At 42.5% G+C, this 17,256-nt stretch carries 15 protein-coding genes; 7 read left to right on the top strand and 8 right to left on the bottom strand.

What is annotated here, in order from left to right; translation table 11 throughout:
- The first annotated feature begins 47 nt into the window (after nucleotides 1-47).
- Nucleotides 48-1,994: a heavy metal translocating P-type ATPase gene (locus GD631_RS02025; RefSeq protein WP_185911554.1), complete on the top strand. Its 1,947-nt coding sequence runs from the start codon at nucleotides 48-50 to the stop codon at nucleotides 1,992-1,994.
- Nucleotides 1,995-2,001: 7 nt separating this feature from the next.
- Nucleotides 2,002-2,442 (top strand): Fur family transcriptional regulator, encoded by a 441-nt coding sequence (locus GD631_RS02020; RefSeq protein ID WP_143260225.1) that lies wholly within the window; start codon nucleotides 2,002-2,004, stop codon nucleotides 2,440-2,442.
- A 70-nt stretch (nucleotides 2,443-2,512) separates the two neighbouring features.
- On the opposite strand, the gene GD631_RS02015 is transcribed toward GD631_RS02020, so the two are convergent.
- Nucleotides 2,513-3,514, bottom strand: coding sequence for a malate dehydrogenase (locus tag GD631_RS02015; protein ID WP_143260226.1), 1,002 nt, complete (start codon nucleotides 3,512-3,514; stop codon nucleotides 2,513-2,515).
- A 185-nt stretch (nucleotides 3,515-3,699) separates the two neighbouring features.
- Here GD631_RS02015 and GD631_RS02010 point away from each other — a divergent pair, with 185 nt between their 5' ends.
- The 4 genes from GD631_RS02010 (at nucleotide 3,700) to GD631_RS01995 (ending at nucleotide 7,343) form a co-directional block, all read left to right on the top strand.
- Complete coding sequence (locus GD631_RS02010; protein ID WP_143260227.1) at nucleotides 3,700-4,539, top strand: CvfB family protein; 840 nt, start codon at nucleotides 3,700-3,702, stop codon at nucleotides 4,537-4,539.
- A 115-nt stretch (nucleotides 4,540-4,654) separates the two neighbouring features.
- A complete protein-coding gene (locus GD631_RS02005) occupies nucleotides 4,655-5,347 on the top strand; it encodes a proline and serine-rich protein 1 family protein (RefSeq protein ID WP_143260228.1) in 693 nt (230 codons plus the stop codon).
- A gap of 26 nt (nucleotides 5,348-5,373) precedes the next feature.
- A complete protein-coding gene (locus GD631_RS02000; protein ID WP_143260229.1) occupies nucleotides 5,374-6,057 on the top strand; it encodes a DUF4476 domain-containing protein in 684 nt (227 codons plus the stop codon).
- Nucleotides 6,058-6,071: 14 nt separating this feature from the next.
- Nucleotides 6,072-7,343 carry a hypothetical protein gene (locus GD631_RS01995; RefSeq protein WP_143260230.1) on the top strand — a complete coding sequence of 424 codons (1,272 nt, stop codon included), beginning with the start codon at nucleotides 6,072-6,074 and terminating at the stop codon, nucleotides 7,341-7,343.
- 27 nt (nucleotides 7,344-7,370) lie between these two features.
- Here GD631_RS01995 and GD631_RS01990 read toward each other — a convergent pair whose 3' ends face one another.
- A complete protein-coding gene (locus GD631_RS01990) occupies nucleotides 7,371-9,329 on the bottom strand; it encodes a biosynthetic peptidoglycan transglycosylase (protein WP_143260231.1) in 1,959 nt (652 codons plus the stop codon).
- A 312-nt stretch (nucleotides 9,330-9,641) separates the two neighbouring features.
- On the opposite strand from GD631_RS01990, the gene GD631_RS01985 reads away from it, so the two are divergent.
- A complete protein-coding gene (locus GD631_RS01985) occupies nucleotides 9,642-10,157 on the top strand; it encodes a DUF3836 domain-containing protein (RefSeq protein WP_143260232.1) in 516 nt (171 codons plus the stop codon).
- Nucleotides 10,158-10,295: 138 nt separating this feature from the next.
- On the opposite strand, the gene msrB is transcribed toward GD631_RS01985, so the two are convergent.
- From msrB to GD631_RS01955, 6 genes are all read right to left on the bottom strand, one after another.
- Nucleotides 10,296-11,324, bottom strand: a complete 1,029-nt coding sequence (gene msrB, locus GD631_RS01980; RefSeq protein ID WP_143260233.1) for a peptide-methionine (R)-S-oxide reductase MsrB — start codon at nucleotides 11,322-11,324, stop codon at nucleotides 10,296-10,298.
- Between the two features lie 85 nt (nucleotides 11,325-11,409).
- On the bottom strand, nucleotides 11,410-12,747 hold the full coding sequence (locus GD631_RS01975; protein ID WP_143260234.1) for a TolC family protein: 1,338 nt from the start codon (nucleotides 12,745-12,747) through the stop codon (nucleotides 11,410-11,412).
- A 9-nt stretch (nucleotides 12,748-12,756) separates the two neighbouring features.
- Nucleotides 12,757-13,857: an efflux RND transporter periplasmic adaptor subunit gene (locus tag GD631_RS01970; protein ID WP_143260235.1), complete on the bottom strand. Its 1,101-nt coding sequence runs from the start codon at nucleotides 13,855-13,857 to the stop codon at nucleotides 12,757-12,759.
- A gap of 56 nt (nucleotides 13,858-13,913) precedes the next feature.
- Nucleotides 13,914-15,155 (bottom strand): ABC transporter permease, encoded by a 1,242-nt coding sequence (locus tag GD631_RS01965; protein WP_004315004.1) that lies wholly within the window; start codon nucleotides 15,153-15,155, stop codon nucleotides 13,914-13,916.
- A gap of 4 nt (nucleotides 15,156-15,159) precedes the next feature.
- The gene (locus tag GD631_RS01960) at nucleotides 15,160-16,419 is read right to left on the bottom strand and encodes an ABC transporter permease (RefSeq protein ID WP_143260236.1); all 1,260 of its coding nucleotides are present in this window, start codon (nucleotides 16,417-16,419) and stop codon (nucleotides 15,160-15,162) included.
- Nucleotides 16,420-16,509: 90 nt separating this feature from the next.
- On the bottom strand, nucleotides 16,510-17,226 hold the full coding sequence (locus tag GD631_RS01955; RefSeq protein ID WP_143260237.1) for an ABC transporter ATP-binding protein: 717 nt from the start codon (nucleotides 17,224-17,226) through the stop codon (nucleotides 16,510-16,512).
- Between the last annotated feature and the right edge of the window lie 30 nt (nucleotides 17,227-17,256).

The raw sequence follows: 17,256 nt of genomic DNA, 5'->3' as shown, positions 1-17,256 counted from the left end.
TTGCATAAATCATTTGCTACCTTTGCATCAACTAAATGATGAATGTTATGGGACATTGTAGTTGTGGCGCTCACTCATGCGCAACAGAAAAAAAGGTTGATGCAAAGGTTTCGAACTTCCATGAATATGGGAAAGTGATATTTTCTCTCCTGCTTCTGGCAGGTGGAATAATAATGAATGCTCTCGATTTAGCATTCTTCCGTGAAGGACATGTTTCTTTGATATGGTATATCGCAGCCTATCTTCCGGTAGGAATTCCAGTGATGAAAGAAGCCTGGGAAAGCATCAGGGAAAAAGACTATTTCAGTGAGTTCACCCTGATGGTTATTGCTACTTTGGGAGCTTTCTATATTGGCGAATATCCGGAAGGAGTAGCCGTGATGCTATTTTATACAGTAGGAGAACTGTTTCAGGGTAAAGCGGTAGATAAGGCCAAACGTAATATCGGAGCCTTATTGGACGTAAGACCCGAAAAAGCATTGGTACTTAGAGAGGGTAATTTTGTTATTGAAAGTCCTAAAAAGATAAAAGTCGGTGAAATCATAGAAATAAAGGCAGGTGAGCGAGTGCCACTTGATGGAACCATGCAGAATGAGGTTGCCGCTTTTAATACAGCTGCATTAACGGGCGAAAGCGTGCCTCGTAATATTCGGAAAGGGGAGGAAGTGCTTGCCGGAATGATTGCAACCGACAAGGTAATCCGACTCGAAGTGACGAGACCTTTTGACAAGAGCGCACTCGCCCGAATATTGGAACTTGTTCAGAATGCCGCCGAACGTAAAGCCCCGGCAGAATTGTTTATTCGCAGGTTTGCCCGTGTTTACACACCGATTGTTATCATACTGGCCGTATTAATTGTATTATCTCCATTTGTTTATTCACTTATCAATTCTGCATTTGTATTCACATTTAATGATTGGCTATACAGAGCTTTGGTCTTTTTGGTGATTTCATGTCCATGCGCATTGGTGGTTAGTATTCCATTAGGCTATTTTGGTGGTATCGGAGCGGCATCCCGATTGGGTATTTTATTCAAAGGCGGTAATTATCTGGACGCTATCACTAAGATCAATACGGTGGTATTCGATAAAACAGGAACCCTGACAAAAGGAACCTTTGACGTGCAGGCCTGTAAAAGTGCAGGCGATATTTCGGAAGAAGAATTAGTGAAACTGATTGCTTCGGTAGAAAGTGATAGTACACATCCGATTGCTAAAGCTATTGTAAACTATGCAAAAGAACAAAACATAGAACGTGTAGCTGTTACCGGTACGAAAGAATATGCCGGCTTCGGATTGGAAGCAACGATAGACGGAATACCGGTTCTGGTTGGTAATTGTCGGTTATTGTCCAAGTTTGATATAGCCTATCCGCAAGAATTACTGAAGATAACGGATACCATTGTAGTCTGTGCTGTTGGAAATCGTTATGCAGGTTATCTGTTGTTGGCTGATGCCCTGAAAGAAGACGCAAAGGTAGCTATTGACCGCTTAAAAGCTTTAAATATTGAAAACATACAGATATTATCCGGTGATAAACAGAGTATTGTTACTAACTTTGCGGAGAAGCTCGGCATATCGAAAGCCTATGGCGACTTGCTGCCGGAAGGGAAAGTGAAACACTTGGAAGAATTGCGTCAGGATGAGGCAAACCAGATTGCATTTGTCGGCGATGGAATGAATGACGCACCGGTGCTTGCTTTAAGTCACGTCGGTATTGCTATGGGAGGATTGGGCAGTGATGCGGCTATTGAGACAGCCGATGTTGTGATACAGACAGATCAGCCGTCGAAAGTAGCTGAAGCTATCAAAGTAGGAAGGCTGACACGAAGAATTATTTGGCAGAATGTATCATTGGCATTTGGAGTGAAATTGCTTGTGTTGATTTTGGGAGCCGGTGGAATCGCTACTCTTTGGGAAGCTGTCTTCGCAGACGTAGGCGTTGCGTTACTTGCTATAATGAATGCCGTCAGAATACAGAAAATGATAAAATAGGAGAAAGATGGAAGAAGATATTTATTTGGATAAGCTGGTCAGAAGAGATATCAAGCCAACTGCGATAAGGCTTTTGGTGATAAAAGAGATGATGCAGGCAGAGCGTGCAGTGTCATTGCTGGACCTCGAAACACTACTCGACACTGTTGATAAATCGACTATATCCCGTACCATTGCTCTCTTCTTGTCTCATCACCTCATACATAGCATAGACGATGGAAGCGGCTCGTTGAAGTATGCCGTTTGCGACAACTCTTGCAATTGTGTGGTGCAGGATTTACATTCGCATTTTTATTGTGAGAAATGTCATCGGACATTCTGCTTGGAAGGTACCCATATCCCGGTGATTGATTTGCCTAAAGGATTTACTTTGCATAGTATAAACTATGTGCTGAAAGGCATTTGTCCGGAGTGTTCTTCCGCGGGAATGACATTGGCAATGAAATAAAAAGGCCGAAACCCGGAACGATAAAAAGATCGTCAGGTTTCGGCCTTCTGCTTTCGCTGATATTGTTTGATTAGTCAATATTGGGATTCAATGCATGCCAGTCCTTAATGGCTGGGATGATCCCCATTTCAATCACTTCGTCACGAAGTTTACATAAATGTTCGTAGCTCTTTTCCAATTCTTCCTGTTCGGCAGGAGTTCCGGCTACTTCTTTATAAGTGACGCCTTCTTTAGTGATTGAAGTTTCCATCGCCATCATGATATGGTCGAATTTGCCATTGGAAACATACGTTCCGGCAGGCCAGCGGAATGGTTGTCCCCCCATAGCTGCGGCAATCATTTCGATAGACAGATAAGCCGGGCTTTGGAAAGAAGAACGACCGCGCAGGTCGATGATATGTTTTCCACCTTGGATGACACGTACTTTCAGTGCTTCCCATTCCGTCAACGGAAGGCGGGTAGTACCGATGAAATCGGTCAGGGGCTCTCCTTTTATTTTGGTGGTAGATGCAAATACAGCCATTTGTTCTCCATGACCGCCATACGTACGGCAATTCTGAATGTCAGAAGCAGGAATATGGAAGTATCTCACCAGTTCGTTTTGCAGGCGGGTGCTATCCAGTGCGGCCAATGTAGAAACCTGTGACGGTTTCAAACCTGAATACAATAAAGTAATCAACCCGGTGATATCCGCAGGATTAAAGATAACAACGATATGTTTTACGTTCGGGCAATATTGATGAACGTCTTTTCCGAATTGAGCGGCAATCTCTGCATTTCCTTTCAACAGATCTTCGCGGGTCATACCTGCCTTACGGGCTGCCCCACCGGAAGAAACAATATAAGAAGCTCCGGTCAGCGCTTCCTTGATGTCGGAAGTATAGGTAAGGTTGACACCTTCAAAACCGCAGTGATACAGTTCTTCAGCTACTCCTTCCAAAGCAGGTGCGAATGGATCATAGAGACAAATATTCGGAGTGAGTTTCATCATCATGGCTGTTTGTGCCATGTTGGAGCCGATCATTCCGGCAGCTCCCACAATCGTAAGTTTCTCGTTGGTTAGAAATTCCATAATCTTATATGTTTAAAAGGTGAATAATTTACTCTTTCTTTTTGTCGCTACAAAGTTAACATATTAGAAAGCAAATTGTTCATTGCAAATAGTTTTGCCCGATAACGAAAAGTTATAGCTGACTGATTGAGAGATCTATTCAAAATAGATTATCTTTGTATTCTATATAATAAATAGATAAGAATATGAGCATTGAATTAGGAAAGTTCAACCAGCTTGAAGTCGTGAAAGAAGTCGATTTCGGCGTATATCTCGATGGTGGGGAAGAAGGTGAAATTTTGTTGCCTACCCGCTATGTGCCCGAGGATTGTAAGATCGGAGATTTTTTGAATGTGTTTCTTTACCTGGATATGGATGAGAGGCTGATTGCTACGACACTGACTCCGTTAGTGCAGGTCGGACAGTTTGCTTGTCTGGAAGTCTCCTGGGTAAATCAATACGGAGCTTTCCTGAACTGGGGATTGATGAAAGATCTGTTTGTGCCGTTCCGTGAGCAGAAGATGAAAATGCTGGTTGGACGGAAGTATGTGGTTCATGCGCATGTGGATGAAGAGAGTTATCGTATTGTAGCTTCGGCAAAAGTGGAACGTTATCTGTCGAAAGAAAAGCCGGAATATACTCCGGGAGCAGAGGTGAATATTCTTATCTGGCAGAAGACGGACTTAGGCTTTAAAGCAATTATAGATGACAAGTATAGCGGTTTATTGTATGAAAATGAAATATTCTGTCCGTTGGAGACAGGGATGGAGATGAAAGCTTTTGTGAAACAGGTGCGTGAAGATGGTAAGGTAGATTTGATTCTTCAGAAACCCGGTTTTGAAAAGATAGATGATTTTTCGAAAACGCTGCTAGACTATATCAAAGAGCACGGGGGACGAATCAGTTTGAATGATAAAAGTCCTGCGGAAGATATCTACGACACGTTTGGTGTCAGCAAGAAAACCTTTAAGAAAGGCGTGGGCGACTTGTATAAGAAACGTCTGATTACCTTGCACGAGGATGGCATTGTTTTGGCGGATTCCTAAACAGAATAGGGATTTCCCTACATACGAATAGAGAGAATCATTGGGGTGGGGAGTTTCCTCACCCTATTTTTGTGATATCAGATTAAAGATATAAATAATAAAAACTAGATAAGCTATGCGTAAGATTATAATAAGTTTCTGCATCCTGTTCGCTGCCCTTTCCTTAAAAGCGCAGTCTGTTAAAGGAATCCGTATCGACGGCGGAAATACTCCGATTCTTGTTTACTTGGGAGGAAACCAGATCTGTTTGCCTACTACTACCTGCTTTATAGCCAATTTGAATCCCGGACATTATACTGTTGAAGTGTTTGCTACCCGCTTTACACGTCCGGGAGAGCGAGTATGGAAAGGAGAAAAATTGTATAAAGACTACGTTTATTTTGATGGACGGGGAGTGAAAGAGATATGGGTGGACGGACGTGATAACATGCACCCGGAAAGACCCGACCGCCCCGGACAGGGGGAACATCGTCCGGGACAAGGAGAACACCGCCCGGGATATGGTTACAACAGGGTCATGAACGATCAGCTCTTTCAAACGTTTTATAATGAGATGAAGAAGGAGCCTTTTAAAGATGACCGTATAAAGTTGCTTAATGCTGCATTGGCCGGTTCTGATTTTACATCTGCCCAATGTCTCCAACTGACCAAACTTTATACATTCGATGACGACCGGATGGAGATTATGAAGATGATGTATCCCCGGATTGTGGATAAAGAAGCTTTCCTTTTGGTAATTAATACCTTGACATTTAGTTCCAGTAAGGAAAAGATGAAAGATTTTGTGATAGAATACGGTAGGCGTTGATACTATTAACTAAAAATGATACGGTTATGAAAAAGATACATCTTATGCTGTGTTTGGTGCTGGGGATATTGGTTAGTAGCTGTTTTACCAGCTATGTATCTACCAAACAGGTGATGGGTATACATCAGGGAATGTCTCAATCACAAGTAGAGTCCATTTTGGGAAAACCTGATTTCCGGCGTTTTGACGGTGATATGGAAGAATGGGAGTTCCATCGTGATAACGGTACACCTGTACTCACCTCGGAGCCTATGACAATAGTCGTCCAGTTTGTAAATAGAGAAGTGGTCAGTATGGATACGTTCAGGGGGTATGGCAGACCTTCACCGATGCATCCCGTTATGGTGCCCCCCGCTGTAAACACTACCGTGGAGGTTTATCCTAATCACGAACAGGCGGAAGAGCCTCGTTTAATGACGGACCAGGAGTTTGATGAGTTCATCAATAAGCTCAAATTCACGGTCATGAATGAAGATCAGAAGAAACTCATCAATCAGATGTTGAGAACGTATGATGTCACTTCAAATCAATGCGTGAAAATAGTGAAAGAGATTTCTTATACTCCTGACCAGGTAGAGATGATGAAGAAATTGTACCCTTATGTAAGGGATAAACGGAATTTTAATAAGGTGATCGATATTTTATTTTCTAATGCATATAAGGATGAGATGCATAAGTTTATTGAGGAATATCATCGGAATAATAAATGATAGGAGATTGAATTATGAAACGAATACTGTTTTTAGTCTTTGCTGTCGGTCTGACCGCCAATATGACCGTAATGGCTGGAATGAGCACTAGCAAGGTACGTAAGGAAACACGTTTTCTTACCGATAAGATGGCGTATGAATTGAGCTTGAGTACACAGCAATATAATGATGCGTATGAGATTAATTACGATTTTATTTATTCTGTCCGTAATATAATGGATTACGTAGCGCGTGGTTACGAATGGGCATTGGATGATTATTATGAAGCTTTGGATATCCGTAACGACGATCTTCGATGGGTATTGAGTGATGCGCAGTATCGCCGGTTTCTGGGGGCCGAGTATTTCTATCGGCCGATTTATGTAACCGGAGGGAAATGGAGTTTCAGGGTTTACGTCAATTACCCAAACCGTAGCTTGTTTTATTTCGGTGTGCCTTATCATTACCGTACTTATTGTGGAGCGCATTATCGTCCACACTTTCACCATACAAGCTACTATCGGGGAAGATATACTAATTTCAACCATTACTCTGCATCGCACCGGGTGAGAGATCAGAGAGTATATCACTCTTATCGTCGTTCGGATTTCGGCTCTGTCCGGTTCCGCCCAAATACTTCTACTCGTCCGCATAATGCACCGACACGTCCGGGTAATTCTTCCCGTCCGGGTTCATCGACAACACGTCCTGGTACGTCGACTCGTCCCCGTCCGGAATCAGGAGATAGACCTTCGACTTCTGTCAGACCGTCTACACCGTCCGGAAGTGGGAGACCGAATAAAGATGTTGTTCCTAATAGAAACGGGAATACAAATAGAGTAGAAGGGGAGCGTAATCCAGGTCGTCGCCCGGAAACAAGTTCCGGTTCTTCAAACTCTAACCGCAGACCGACAAGCGGAAGTTCAACAAGTACTGGTTCCAACCGTGAAAGTGGAAAAACAAGTAGCAGCTCAAGGGAAAGTTCAAGTAGACGAAACGATAGTAGTGGTTCCTATAATAGAAATAACAGTTCTGAAAGAAACAATAGTTCTTCCGGTCGTAGTAGCTCTAGCTCTAGCCGCAGTAATTCCAGTCGCAGTAGTGACCATACTTCTAGCCGTAGCAGCAGTACTACCTCTAACCGTAGTAGCGGTAGTTCGAGCTCTACTCGAAGCAGTGGTAGCTCTACCCGGAGCAATGTTTCCAGCGGACAAACAGAAAGACGTTCTTCTTCCGGAAGTACGAGAAGCAATAGCACTCAAGGCTCTTCCCGTTCCTCTGAAAGAAACAGCAATTCAAGAAGATAACCTATTCCTTTATTATTTATATCAATCTCATTGCTCCTCAGCGGAAGGAGAACTAGACTCCGGTTTTTCACCGGCTAGACTATTCCGGGCGTCGCCCGTAACTTGGATATCGGGGCGGATACTATCCGCCTCGATTTCACTTATTACTCCTTTCTGTGCAAGACGTTTTGCAATCAGCTTGTAATAACCTTCCATATTATCCTTTAATTGTCCGCTTTCTGCAAAAGAACTACGGAAATGTTTGGGTTTCGGGATGATGGAAGCCAGGAAAATACTTTCTTCCGTGGTCAGTTGCGAAGGGCGTTTCTTGAAATAGTAAGCAGAAGCTTCCTGAATACCATAAACGAGCGGTCCCCATTCTACAATATTCAGATATACTTCGTACATACGTTCTTTGGAAGTTAATCTTTCATTCTCTATCAGCCACACAATCAATGCCTCTTCCAGCTTACGCGCAAAGTTTTTGTTACGGTTCAGGAATACATTCTTTACCAATTGCATGGTGATCGTACTTCCTCCTCGTGCAAAGCGTTTCACTTGCAGGTCGTAAATCAGTGCTTCCCGTAAGGCATCGGGCAGGAAACCGCGATGATAAAAGAATGCTCCATCTTCGCTTTGCATGACAGACATTCTTAGAATGGGGGAAATGCTGTCCAGAGGGGTAAAGTGTTTACATGAAGGACCGATAGGGAAGGTTCGTACCGGCACTCCATTCTCATAAGCTGTGTAAATGAACTCACCGGACATCTTGGAGAGTGAAGTAGCTCCGTAGCTTATGATACGGAAATCTTTTTCTTTCAATTCAGATTCCAGTTTGAGACTATCCAGTTGCGCAAAATCAATATCTAACAGAAAATGATAAGCCAGCTTGCCACTTGTCTTGATACCTTCCAGATTACTGAATAATCCTTTTGGCAGAGAACTGAACAGGTCGTCTGCCGGAAACCAGGATTTGTTGACTGCCGCAGTGAAATGCCAGTTTCCCTTTTCCTTCTCGGCACGTAAATAAGGATGGAACTGGAGTTTGTTGAAGTCAACAATGGTAGTACTGTCCAATTCAAATGAGTGTCCGTTTATATTCATCTCGTAACAGAGCTGTCCGCGATCGAGATGAATGATTTCAGGAGAGAGGGCTTTATGAAATACGTCCAGTCCGTTCACTCTCGCTTTTCCTTTGAGATAGATTTGTTTGGAAGGCCCAATTTCTTTTTTCAGGCTATACGATAAAGTATCAAAGGTTATCTTAGCACCATATCTACGTGTTATATAAGGTATGGAAACTTTTAGAGAATCAGATGAATAAAGCGTTGCTTTTAATGAGTTGTAATGTTGGTGCAGTTCACCATCGGCTATCCAATGCTGTGCTAAACTGTCTTCTTGTATGGTGATGACGGATTGAAAATGATTTTCTTTAATGATAAAAGAGGGAAGAGTGAGAGATACAAAATTATTGTCCTTTCTTTCTGTGATACAGATATTGTTTAGTTGTCCGTTTTCGGGCATAAAACCATAACATAAATTTAATATTTTGTTGATTCTTTCTGCGTAATTTGTTTGGGTGTCCGTTTGTGGCGACGTTCGAGTGAGATACTCTGGTCTCTTTCTAAAAAGGAAATCGTAGTTGGCGATGGAATCCCGCTTAGTGAATGCAAGTGTAATTCCATCTGCGGCTACATAACGTATTTTTATTTTTCTGCTTAGTAATTTCCAGAAGTTCAGTTTGACACGGGTGGATGTGAGTGTCAGTAATGTGTCCCGTTGTTCGGGTACAACAGATAGACCTTCGAGGATGATTTCATCCAATCCATTCATTTCCAGATTATCGTAATGAATACGTAGCCCGTGAGTTTGTTCAATATGAAATGTACGTTTGTCGACTATGCTTCTTAAGAGAGCGTTGCGACTTAAATAAATACTGATGAGACAGATGAGTATACCTCCACTGGCTGACAGCAGAAGAATATGTTTCTTACTGTTCTTTTTCATCGTTTGATTTTGATAATTTATCGGGTGCAAAGGTAGACAATATTCTGTTTCGTGGTATATAAACTGTTTTTTTTATTAGTTGTTCGATTCTAAGCGTACAACTGTTCATTTTCGTACACCACTCTGTTTGTAATCTTCCTGATTATTAGTTTGTTATCTTTTTGGCACGCTCGTTGCATATCTATAGTCGCAAGCGGACAACGAAGAAAAATGAAAAAAGTTCAGAATGCTGCAACCGTTTGAGACACTTGAGCCGTCTAATAAACAGAAGAACAAAAAACTGAATGTTGAACAAATAAAAAATATACAATTATGAAAACTACAGTATTATTCAGAATGATCGTTTTAGTTGCTATGGTATTTGCGGGTATTTCTAATGCAACAGTGAAAGCACAAAACAATAACTTCATTACTAATGAAGAAAAAGTAGATGATCTCGTTGTATCGAAAGTGATTTACAGATTGGATGGTTCTCTTTATCGTCACATGAAATATGATTTTACCTATGACGATCAGAAGAGAATGGCTACCAAAGAGGCTTTCAAATGGGATGCTTCCACTGACAAATGGCTGCCGTACTTCAAGATTGATTATATTTATTCTTCTAATGAAATCACTTTGGTATACGCACGTTGGAATGACTCTCACAGAGCTTACGATGCAGCTGTTGAAAAGAGCGTGTACGAATTGAACGACGCTAATATGCCGGTAGCTTATATGAACTATAAATGGAATGATAAGTGGATTGAAGAATCCGGTGTGAATTGGGCTATGAACGTAGCTACTCCCGCAACGAATGAAGCAACTCTGCTGACCGCCAGCAGATAAAAATAAATAGGAGTTGTGAAACTCCTTCTCTCTCTTTTAATTTAACTGCATTAAAAAACGGTGGATTTCCTCATTGGATAATCCACCGTTTTGTTTCTCAGATAAACTATTTTATTGATTTATATTACTTTTCGATACCTATTTAACGAGTGGCAAATATTCTTCATAACCTTCCTCTTTCATTTTCTCTTTCGGGATAAAACGAAGGGAGGCGCTATTGATGCAATAACGTAATCCGCCTTTCTCTTTCGGGCCATCTGTGAATACGTGTCCCAAATGCGCATCCCCGGTTTTACTGCGTACTTCCGTACGTATCATACCATGCGAGGTATCTTTCTTCTCTGCGATGATATCTTTTTGAATCGGTTTGGAAAAGCTAGGCCAGCCACAACCCGAATCGAACTTGTCGGTAGAGACAAACAAAGGCTCTCCGGTGGTAATATCAACATAAATACCGGGACGATGCTCATTCCAGTATTCATTGTGGAAGGCCGGTTCGGTGGCATTCTTCTGGGTTACGGCATATTGTTCTGCCGACAGTTTCTTACGGAGGGTTGAGTCATCTGGTTTTTGATACACTTTTGTTTTCGGTGCGTTGGCTTTGCGTGCCATTTCAAATAAAGCAGGATTGATATGGCAGTATCCTCCCGGATTTTTATCCAGATAGTCCTGATGATAAGTCTCTGCGGGATAGAAATTAGTCAATGGTTTCACTTCTAGGACGATAGGAGTCTTATATTGTGCAGACAATAGTTTAATAGCCTGGTTAATAACAGGAAGATCTTCTTTATTTATATAATAAATTCCGGTTCTATACTGTGTTCCCCGGTCATTACCCTGACGGTTGAGGCTGGTAGGGTCAATTGTCTTGAAATACAGATCAAGCAGCAGATTTAAATCTACCGTTTTAGGATCATAAACCACCTTTACTGTTTCCGCAGCATTGGTTTTTCCTGAACAGACCTGTTCATAATTCGGATTGGCAACGTTGCTGTTGGCATATCCTACCTGAGTACTTTCTACTCCTCGAATTTGTTTCAGGAAATGTTCTGTTCCCCAGAAACATCCTCCTGCAAAATAGATTTCAGCTTGATTTTTCATTGGTTTAGCAACTCCTAAAAATGTATTACTAATCATTACGATCACTATGATGATAAAATACTTCATATCCGTTAGTTCTTTCTATAATAACGAATGAACCAACGGATATGTTTTAAGGAACTACTATAACTAAACTCAAATATATTTCTTTTTATTCAATGACTTGTCCTTTGTAGAAATCCAGAATTTTAGTCCGGAACAGATAGTCGTATTTCGCTTGCAACTTATCCGAAAGAGCTTTCGTCAGATTAAGTTTGGCTTCATTATATTCTACAAAGGTAGCTTTGCCGTTATTGAACTTTTCGCTCATCAAGCGGAAAGACTCCTCATTGGCTTTCACTGCCACTTCACTGGAGTTATACTTACTTTCAGCAGCCAGAGCATTGTACCAAGCCTGTTGAATTTCTTTATAAAGGATTTTTTTACTGTTATCCAATCTCAAAGATAAGTCTATTTGTTGTAAACGAGCGGTGCGTACCCGGTTTCGTGTAGAAAAACGATTAAAGATCGGAATGCTCAAGTTGAACCCTACATACTTATTCAGGTTGTTCTTTATCTGACTGCCGAAGCTGTTTTCAGATCTTCCGCTCACCGTATAATAATTACTACCTAAGCCGGCGCTGAAGGATAATTGTGGATAGAATGCACTTTGAGCAATACGAATGCTATTAAGACTACCTTGTAAACGGTATTCTGCAGCCTTAATACTTGGTTTGTAAGCAAGCGCCTGTGTGTATATATCATCCGGTGGAGTGAGGGGGGCGAACTCTAGTTCTTCCTTAGGACTTTCAAGCACGAATCCTTCAGGCGTAGGTAATTCCAAAAGTTGGGTGAGGTCTAATAATGACAACTTGTACGTATTGTCTGATTGTACAGCAGTCATTTCGTCTTGCGCAACACGGGCTTGCGCTTCAGCCACTTCAGAAGGGGATGCTTTACCTACTCCGTGAAGTCCTTGGATACGCTTAAGCTGGTCTTTGCTTAAATCTACCTGATTATGAGCAATCTTACTTAATTCTTGGTTGAATAAAACCTGCAAATAAGCAGAAGTGACATTAATCGCAATGTCTTCTTTGGCTTTATTCAAATCTTCTATAGCGGCTTTTAAATCCAACTTGGCAAGTGAATATTGATTAGACAACTGCAAACCGGTAAATATAGGTACGTTGGTTCCCAAGCTGAAACTAGTATTGGCACTGTTAATGTCACTATACGAGTTATCTATCGGAGAAGCAGTACGTCCCCAACTCCAGTTTTGGCTGGCGCTGCCGCTCAAATTCGGAAGGCGTGCCCATTTGCTAGTGTTTACACTCACTTTATTGGCTTCAACACTGTTGGCCGATTGACGAATCTCTATATTATGCTCGATGGCATAGTCAATACATTGCCGCAATGTCCATGCTTGCGGAGAGTTGTTCTGCGCTTGGATAGAAGTGATTCCGATCCCGGCAAGCAGAAGAGCTGATATGGTTTTACGAATTATTTTCATTGAATTCAATTATTTGTCTTTTTTCTCTGCACCCCTTATTTTGTCTTGTGCAGTTATTCCTTTCTTGATTTCTATCTTGATTCCATCACTCATACCGGCAGTCACCTGTGTACGCTGGAACTTTTGTTCGGGCACTGAATCTGTCATGATGTATACAAATGTAGAGTCGCCATTAAACTCAATAGTGCTTTCGGGCACTGCCAATACTTGATTTGCCCTTTGCAACACGATTTCCGCATTAGCCGAATATCCGGAACGAATCTGAACGGAATCCGGAATGGTAATCGCAGCCTTGATTTCAAACTGGTTGGCACCGTTGGTTTCTACTCCTTTCGGAGAGATATATTCCAGAATGGCGTTGAAAGTCAGATTCTGCAAAGCTCCGATTGTCAGCTTGATCGGCATTTGTTCGTGGATACGTCCCACTTCCGTTTCATCAATGTTACCACGGAAAATCATGTCGTTCATGTTGGCCACCGTAGCAATCGTGGTTCCATCATTAAACGTGTTACTCATAATCACGGAATTACCGGCTTTTACAGGTACATCCAGAATCAACCCGTCAATGGTAGAACGAATCATCGTACTACTGAACGATGCGCTGTTTTTGGTAATCCCTTCTTTTACGATTTCCAGATTATCTTTAGCCGTTTGTCTCTCTTCACGAGCCTGCTTCAAGGCTACTTCACTCTTCTCGTATTCTTCCCGGCTGATTAGTTTATCTTCGTACAACTTCTTCACGCGGGCAAAATCCGTTTCTGCCTGTGTGGCATTAATCTCTGCCAGACGCACACGGCTTTCTGCTGAATTCAGTTGACCGAGTTCAGGGATTACTTTTACTTTGGCGATAACTTCCCCTTTCTTCACCGCTTGTCCGGCTTCTTTGTACACTTCGTCGATAATACCCGAAATCTGCGGTTTGATTAAAATTTCGTCTCTCGGTTCCACCTTTCCGGTAGCTACTGTGGTCTTTTGGAGATCAGTGATTTCCGGTTTTACTATTTCGTAAGTGATTACCTTGGGTTTAGACTTCTGATACAGAAATACGAATGTTCCGACAAGAATGATAGCAATGACTACCAATAATGTGATTTTCAGATACTTTTTCATGACTTTATTTATGATTTTATTATTTACGATTGATGATTGAAATCTCTTGCACCTCTTTATTCGTCGCGGATAGCTTCAATCGGTTTGATAGCCATAGCCCGGTAAGCTGGTGCGAGACCTGCCAACATTCCCAATGCGATCAGAAGGGCGCAAGTGCCGATTGCCAGTCCGAAGGTAACCTGAAAACGGACGTCTCCTCCGTCGGCGTTTGCTCCCATCTCTACCAGTTGCAACACCATGACGGCAAAAGAGATTCCACACATTCCTGCAATGGTGGTAAGCACCATACTTTCCGAGAGAATCTGTTGCAGGATATCTTTGGGGCGTGCGCCGATTGCCCGGCGGATACCAATTTCGGTGGTACGTTCTTTCACGGTTACCATCATAATATTAGATACGCCGATGGCACCTGCCAGCAGAGTTCCCAATCCTACCATCCAAACCAGTATGTTGATACCGGTAAACAGATTGTCTACCATCGAGAACATCGCTTCCGCATTCAGGTACATAAGTGCTTGTTTATCATTGGGAGCGATATAATGCGCAGCTTTGATAATCTGTTCCATTTCCGGTTGTACGTCGGACACTTTGATTCCATGCTTCACGGTGAAGCAGATGACATCGATCCGTCCCCCTAAGTTATACGTTTGCTGCATCGTGGTGAAAGGCAGGGTGACAGCTTCCGAAGCCCGTCCCTGTATGTTCATGTCCCCCTCGGAAGAAGACATACCGATCACCTGATAATAAATTCCGTCCACACGTATGTATTTACCGCAAGGATCCTCTCCCGGTTTGAACAGGCTTTCATAGATACGCTTTCCGATAACGCACACTTTACGCGCTTCCTGTATATCCACTTCGTTGATAAACCTGCCGTAGGCCATTTCTTGTGATTCGATGTGGAGATAGTCCGGATATAATCCTTTCACGCTGCAATCGTATTTCTTATCTTCGTATACGGCTTTGGAACCCCAACGGGCAATGGAAGGAGTAATGACCTCCACATCTTTGACTTTCGAGCGGAGACGCTCGATGTCGATAGCTTCCAGATTCCACCACCTGCCTTTGCGGAACCCTTTGTAAGCTTCACCCGTTTTCTGTGCGGCAAGGAAGCCGGAGTTGGTCGCGAATCCTTCAAAGTTCTTTTTCATCATGCCTTCCAGTCCTTGTCCGCCGCCGATCAGGGCGACGAGCATAAAGATTCCCCAGAAAACACCGAATGCAGTCAGCAGGCTTCTCGTTTTATTTCTTGTAATGGTAATGAGGATTTCCTCACAGGTATCCATGTCTATTCTCATAGTCTTAATCTGCTCTAAGTGCTTCGATTGGCCGGATGCTGACTGCTTTTCGGGCAGGGAATAATCCGGCTAACGTACCAGCTATTATTAATGTGAGTGTAGCCTGTATGGCGACTCTTATATCTACTGTCGGATTCAGGAAAACAGTTTCCGTCCACATTCCGGTATCCATTGTCTGATTGCCAAAGGCGTTATTCATCCATTCGGTCACTCCGATACCCGCCACCATACCTATATATCCGAATATCGTGGTAATGGTGACACTCTCTACGATAATCAGCCAGAGAATAGAAATCGGCTTGGCGCCCAGAGCTTTACGGATACCGAATTCACGGGTACGTTCTTTTACGGTAATCAGCATGATGTTGGAAACTCCTACAATCCCGCTCAACAGCGTGAAGATACCAATTACCCAGATAGCGATACGTAGCATGTTCGAGCCTTGCTGCTGTTGCAAGTAGTTGGTAAACCGGTTCCAAATCCAGATAGCACTATGGTCTGTCGGGTCAAAGCGATGATTGGCCCCCAGTACCTTGCGGTAATGAGTCTCAAATGCTTCATTCGCTTCTACCGTTTCCAGGTTCTTGGTAGTCATGACAAGGTTGTTCAGCTTGTCTCCTTTGTTGTAAATTGTTTGCAGGGTGGTGAAGGGGATGTAAGCGTCGCTGTCTCCGCTGTCTCCTTTATCATTATAAAGCCCTACTACCTGATAAACCACATTGCCGGCATTGACAAACTGCCCGATAGGTTCGGTATGAGTTTTATCGAAAAGAATCTCTGCGGTCTTTTTATGGAGCACAATTACTTTCCGGCGCTCTTTAATATCGATTTCATTGATGAAACGTCCTTTGAAGAGTTTCACCACTTCTACTTCCGTATGGTTGGGATATACACCGGAAAGATTCAAACTGACGTATTCTTGTCCGAAGCTTAAATTAATACTTCCTTGCCACACAGTTGCCCCGGCTTTAATGACATGGTCCGGAAAATAATGGTCGGTGGCATCTACGTCTTTATTATCTAGTTGCACTCGTCTTCCTTCTTTCAGTCCATCGTATGATTTGCTGGTCCATCCCGGAAAAATCTTGATGGAGTTCATGGCACGTTCGGAAGCCGATTGCTCGAATGCATGGATCAATCCGTTGCCTGCGCCTAACAGGACGATCAGCATAAAGATACCCCATGCCACAGCAAATCCTGTGAGAAAAGTTCTTAGCTTGTTACGCTTGATGGTACTGTATATTTCTTGCCAAATATCAATCATTTTTTTAAGTATTAAGTGATAGGTAAGTATTAGGTATTAAGTATTAGACTGTGCTGCGACCACATGGAATTAATACTTATTACTTCATACTTATTTCATGATCCCGTCTTTTCCGAAAGGAGAAGCGTCGTGGTCGATATTATCTTCAATGCGTTCGATGATTCCGTCTTTGATATGTATAATCTTGTCTGTTTGGTTGGCAACTCCGCTTTCGTGGGTGACAACAACAATCGTCATTCCCTGTTTATGGAGATCTTTCAGAATCTGCATTACTTCCACAGACGTTTTACTGTCCAAAGCCCCCGTAGGCTCATCTGCCAGAATGATTTGCGGTTGGGTGATTAAAGCCCGTGCGATTGCCACACGTTGTTTCTGACCGCCACTCATTTCGTTGGGCATGTGATGTGCCCAGTCTTTTAAACCCAGACGGTCGAGATATTCCAAGGCAAGTGCATTTCGTTTCTTGCGGCTTATTCCTTGATAAAATAAAGGAAGTGCTACATTCTCTACGGCATCTTTAAAGGAAATCAGATTGAACGACTGGAAGATAAATCCGATCATACGGTTCCGGTATTCGGCAGCTTTGGTTTCGCTTAAGTTCTTGATGAGTACGTTATTCAGATAATAATCTCCGGTATCGTAGTTGTCGAGAATTCCCAATATATTGAGTAAAGTTGATTTCCCAGACCCGGATGCCCCCATGATGGAAACAAATTCTCCTTGTTCGATGTTGAGATTAATACCCTTAAGTACATGGAGAGGCGCTCCGTTGTTGTAGGTCTTGTTGATATTCGTTAGTTGTATCACAATTTTCTTTATTTAGTTCTTGTTTTCTGA

The sequence above is a fragment of the Bacteroides luhongzhouii genome (assembly GCF_009193295.2).
Lineage (GTDB): Bacteria > Bacteroidota > Bacteroidia > Bacteroidales > Bacteroidaceae > Bacteroides > Bacteroides luhongzhouii.
The sequence above is the reverse complement of the archived record's forward strand: the minus strand, read 5'-3'. Positions and strand labels throughout refer to the sequence as shown.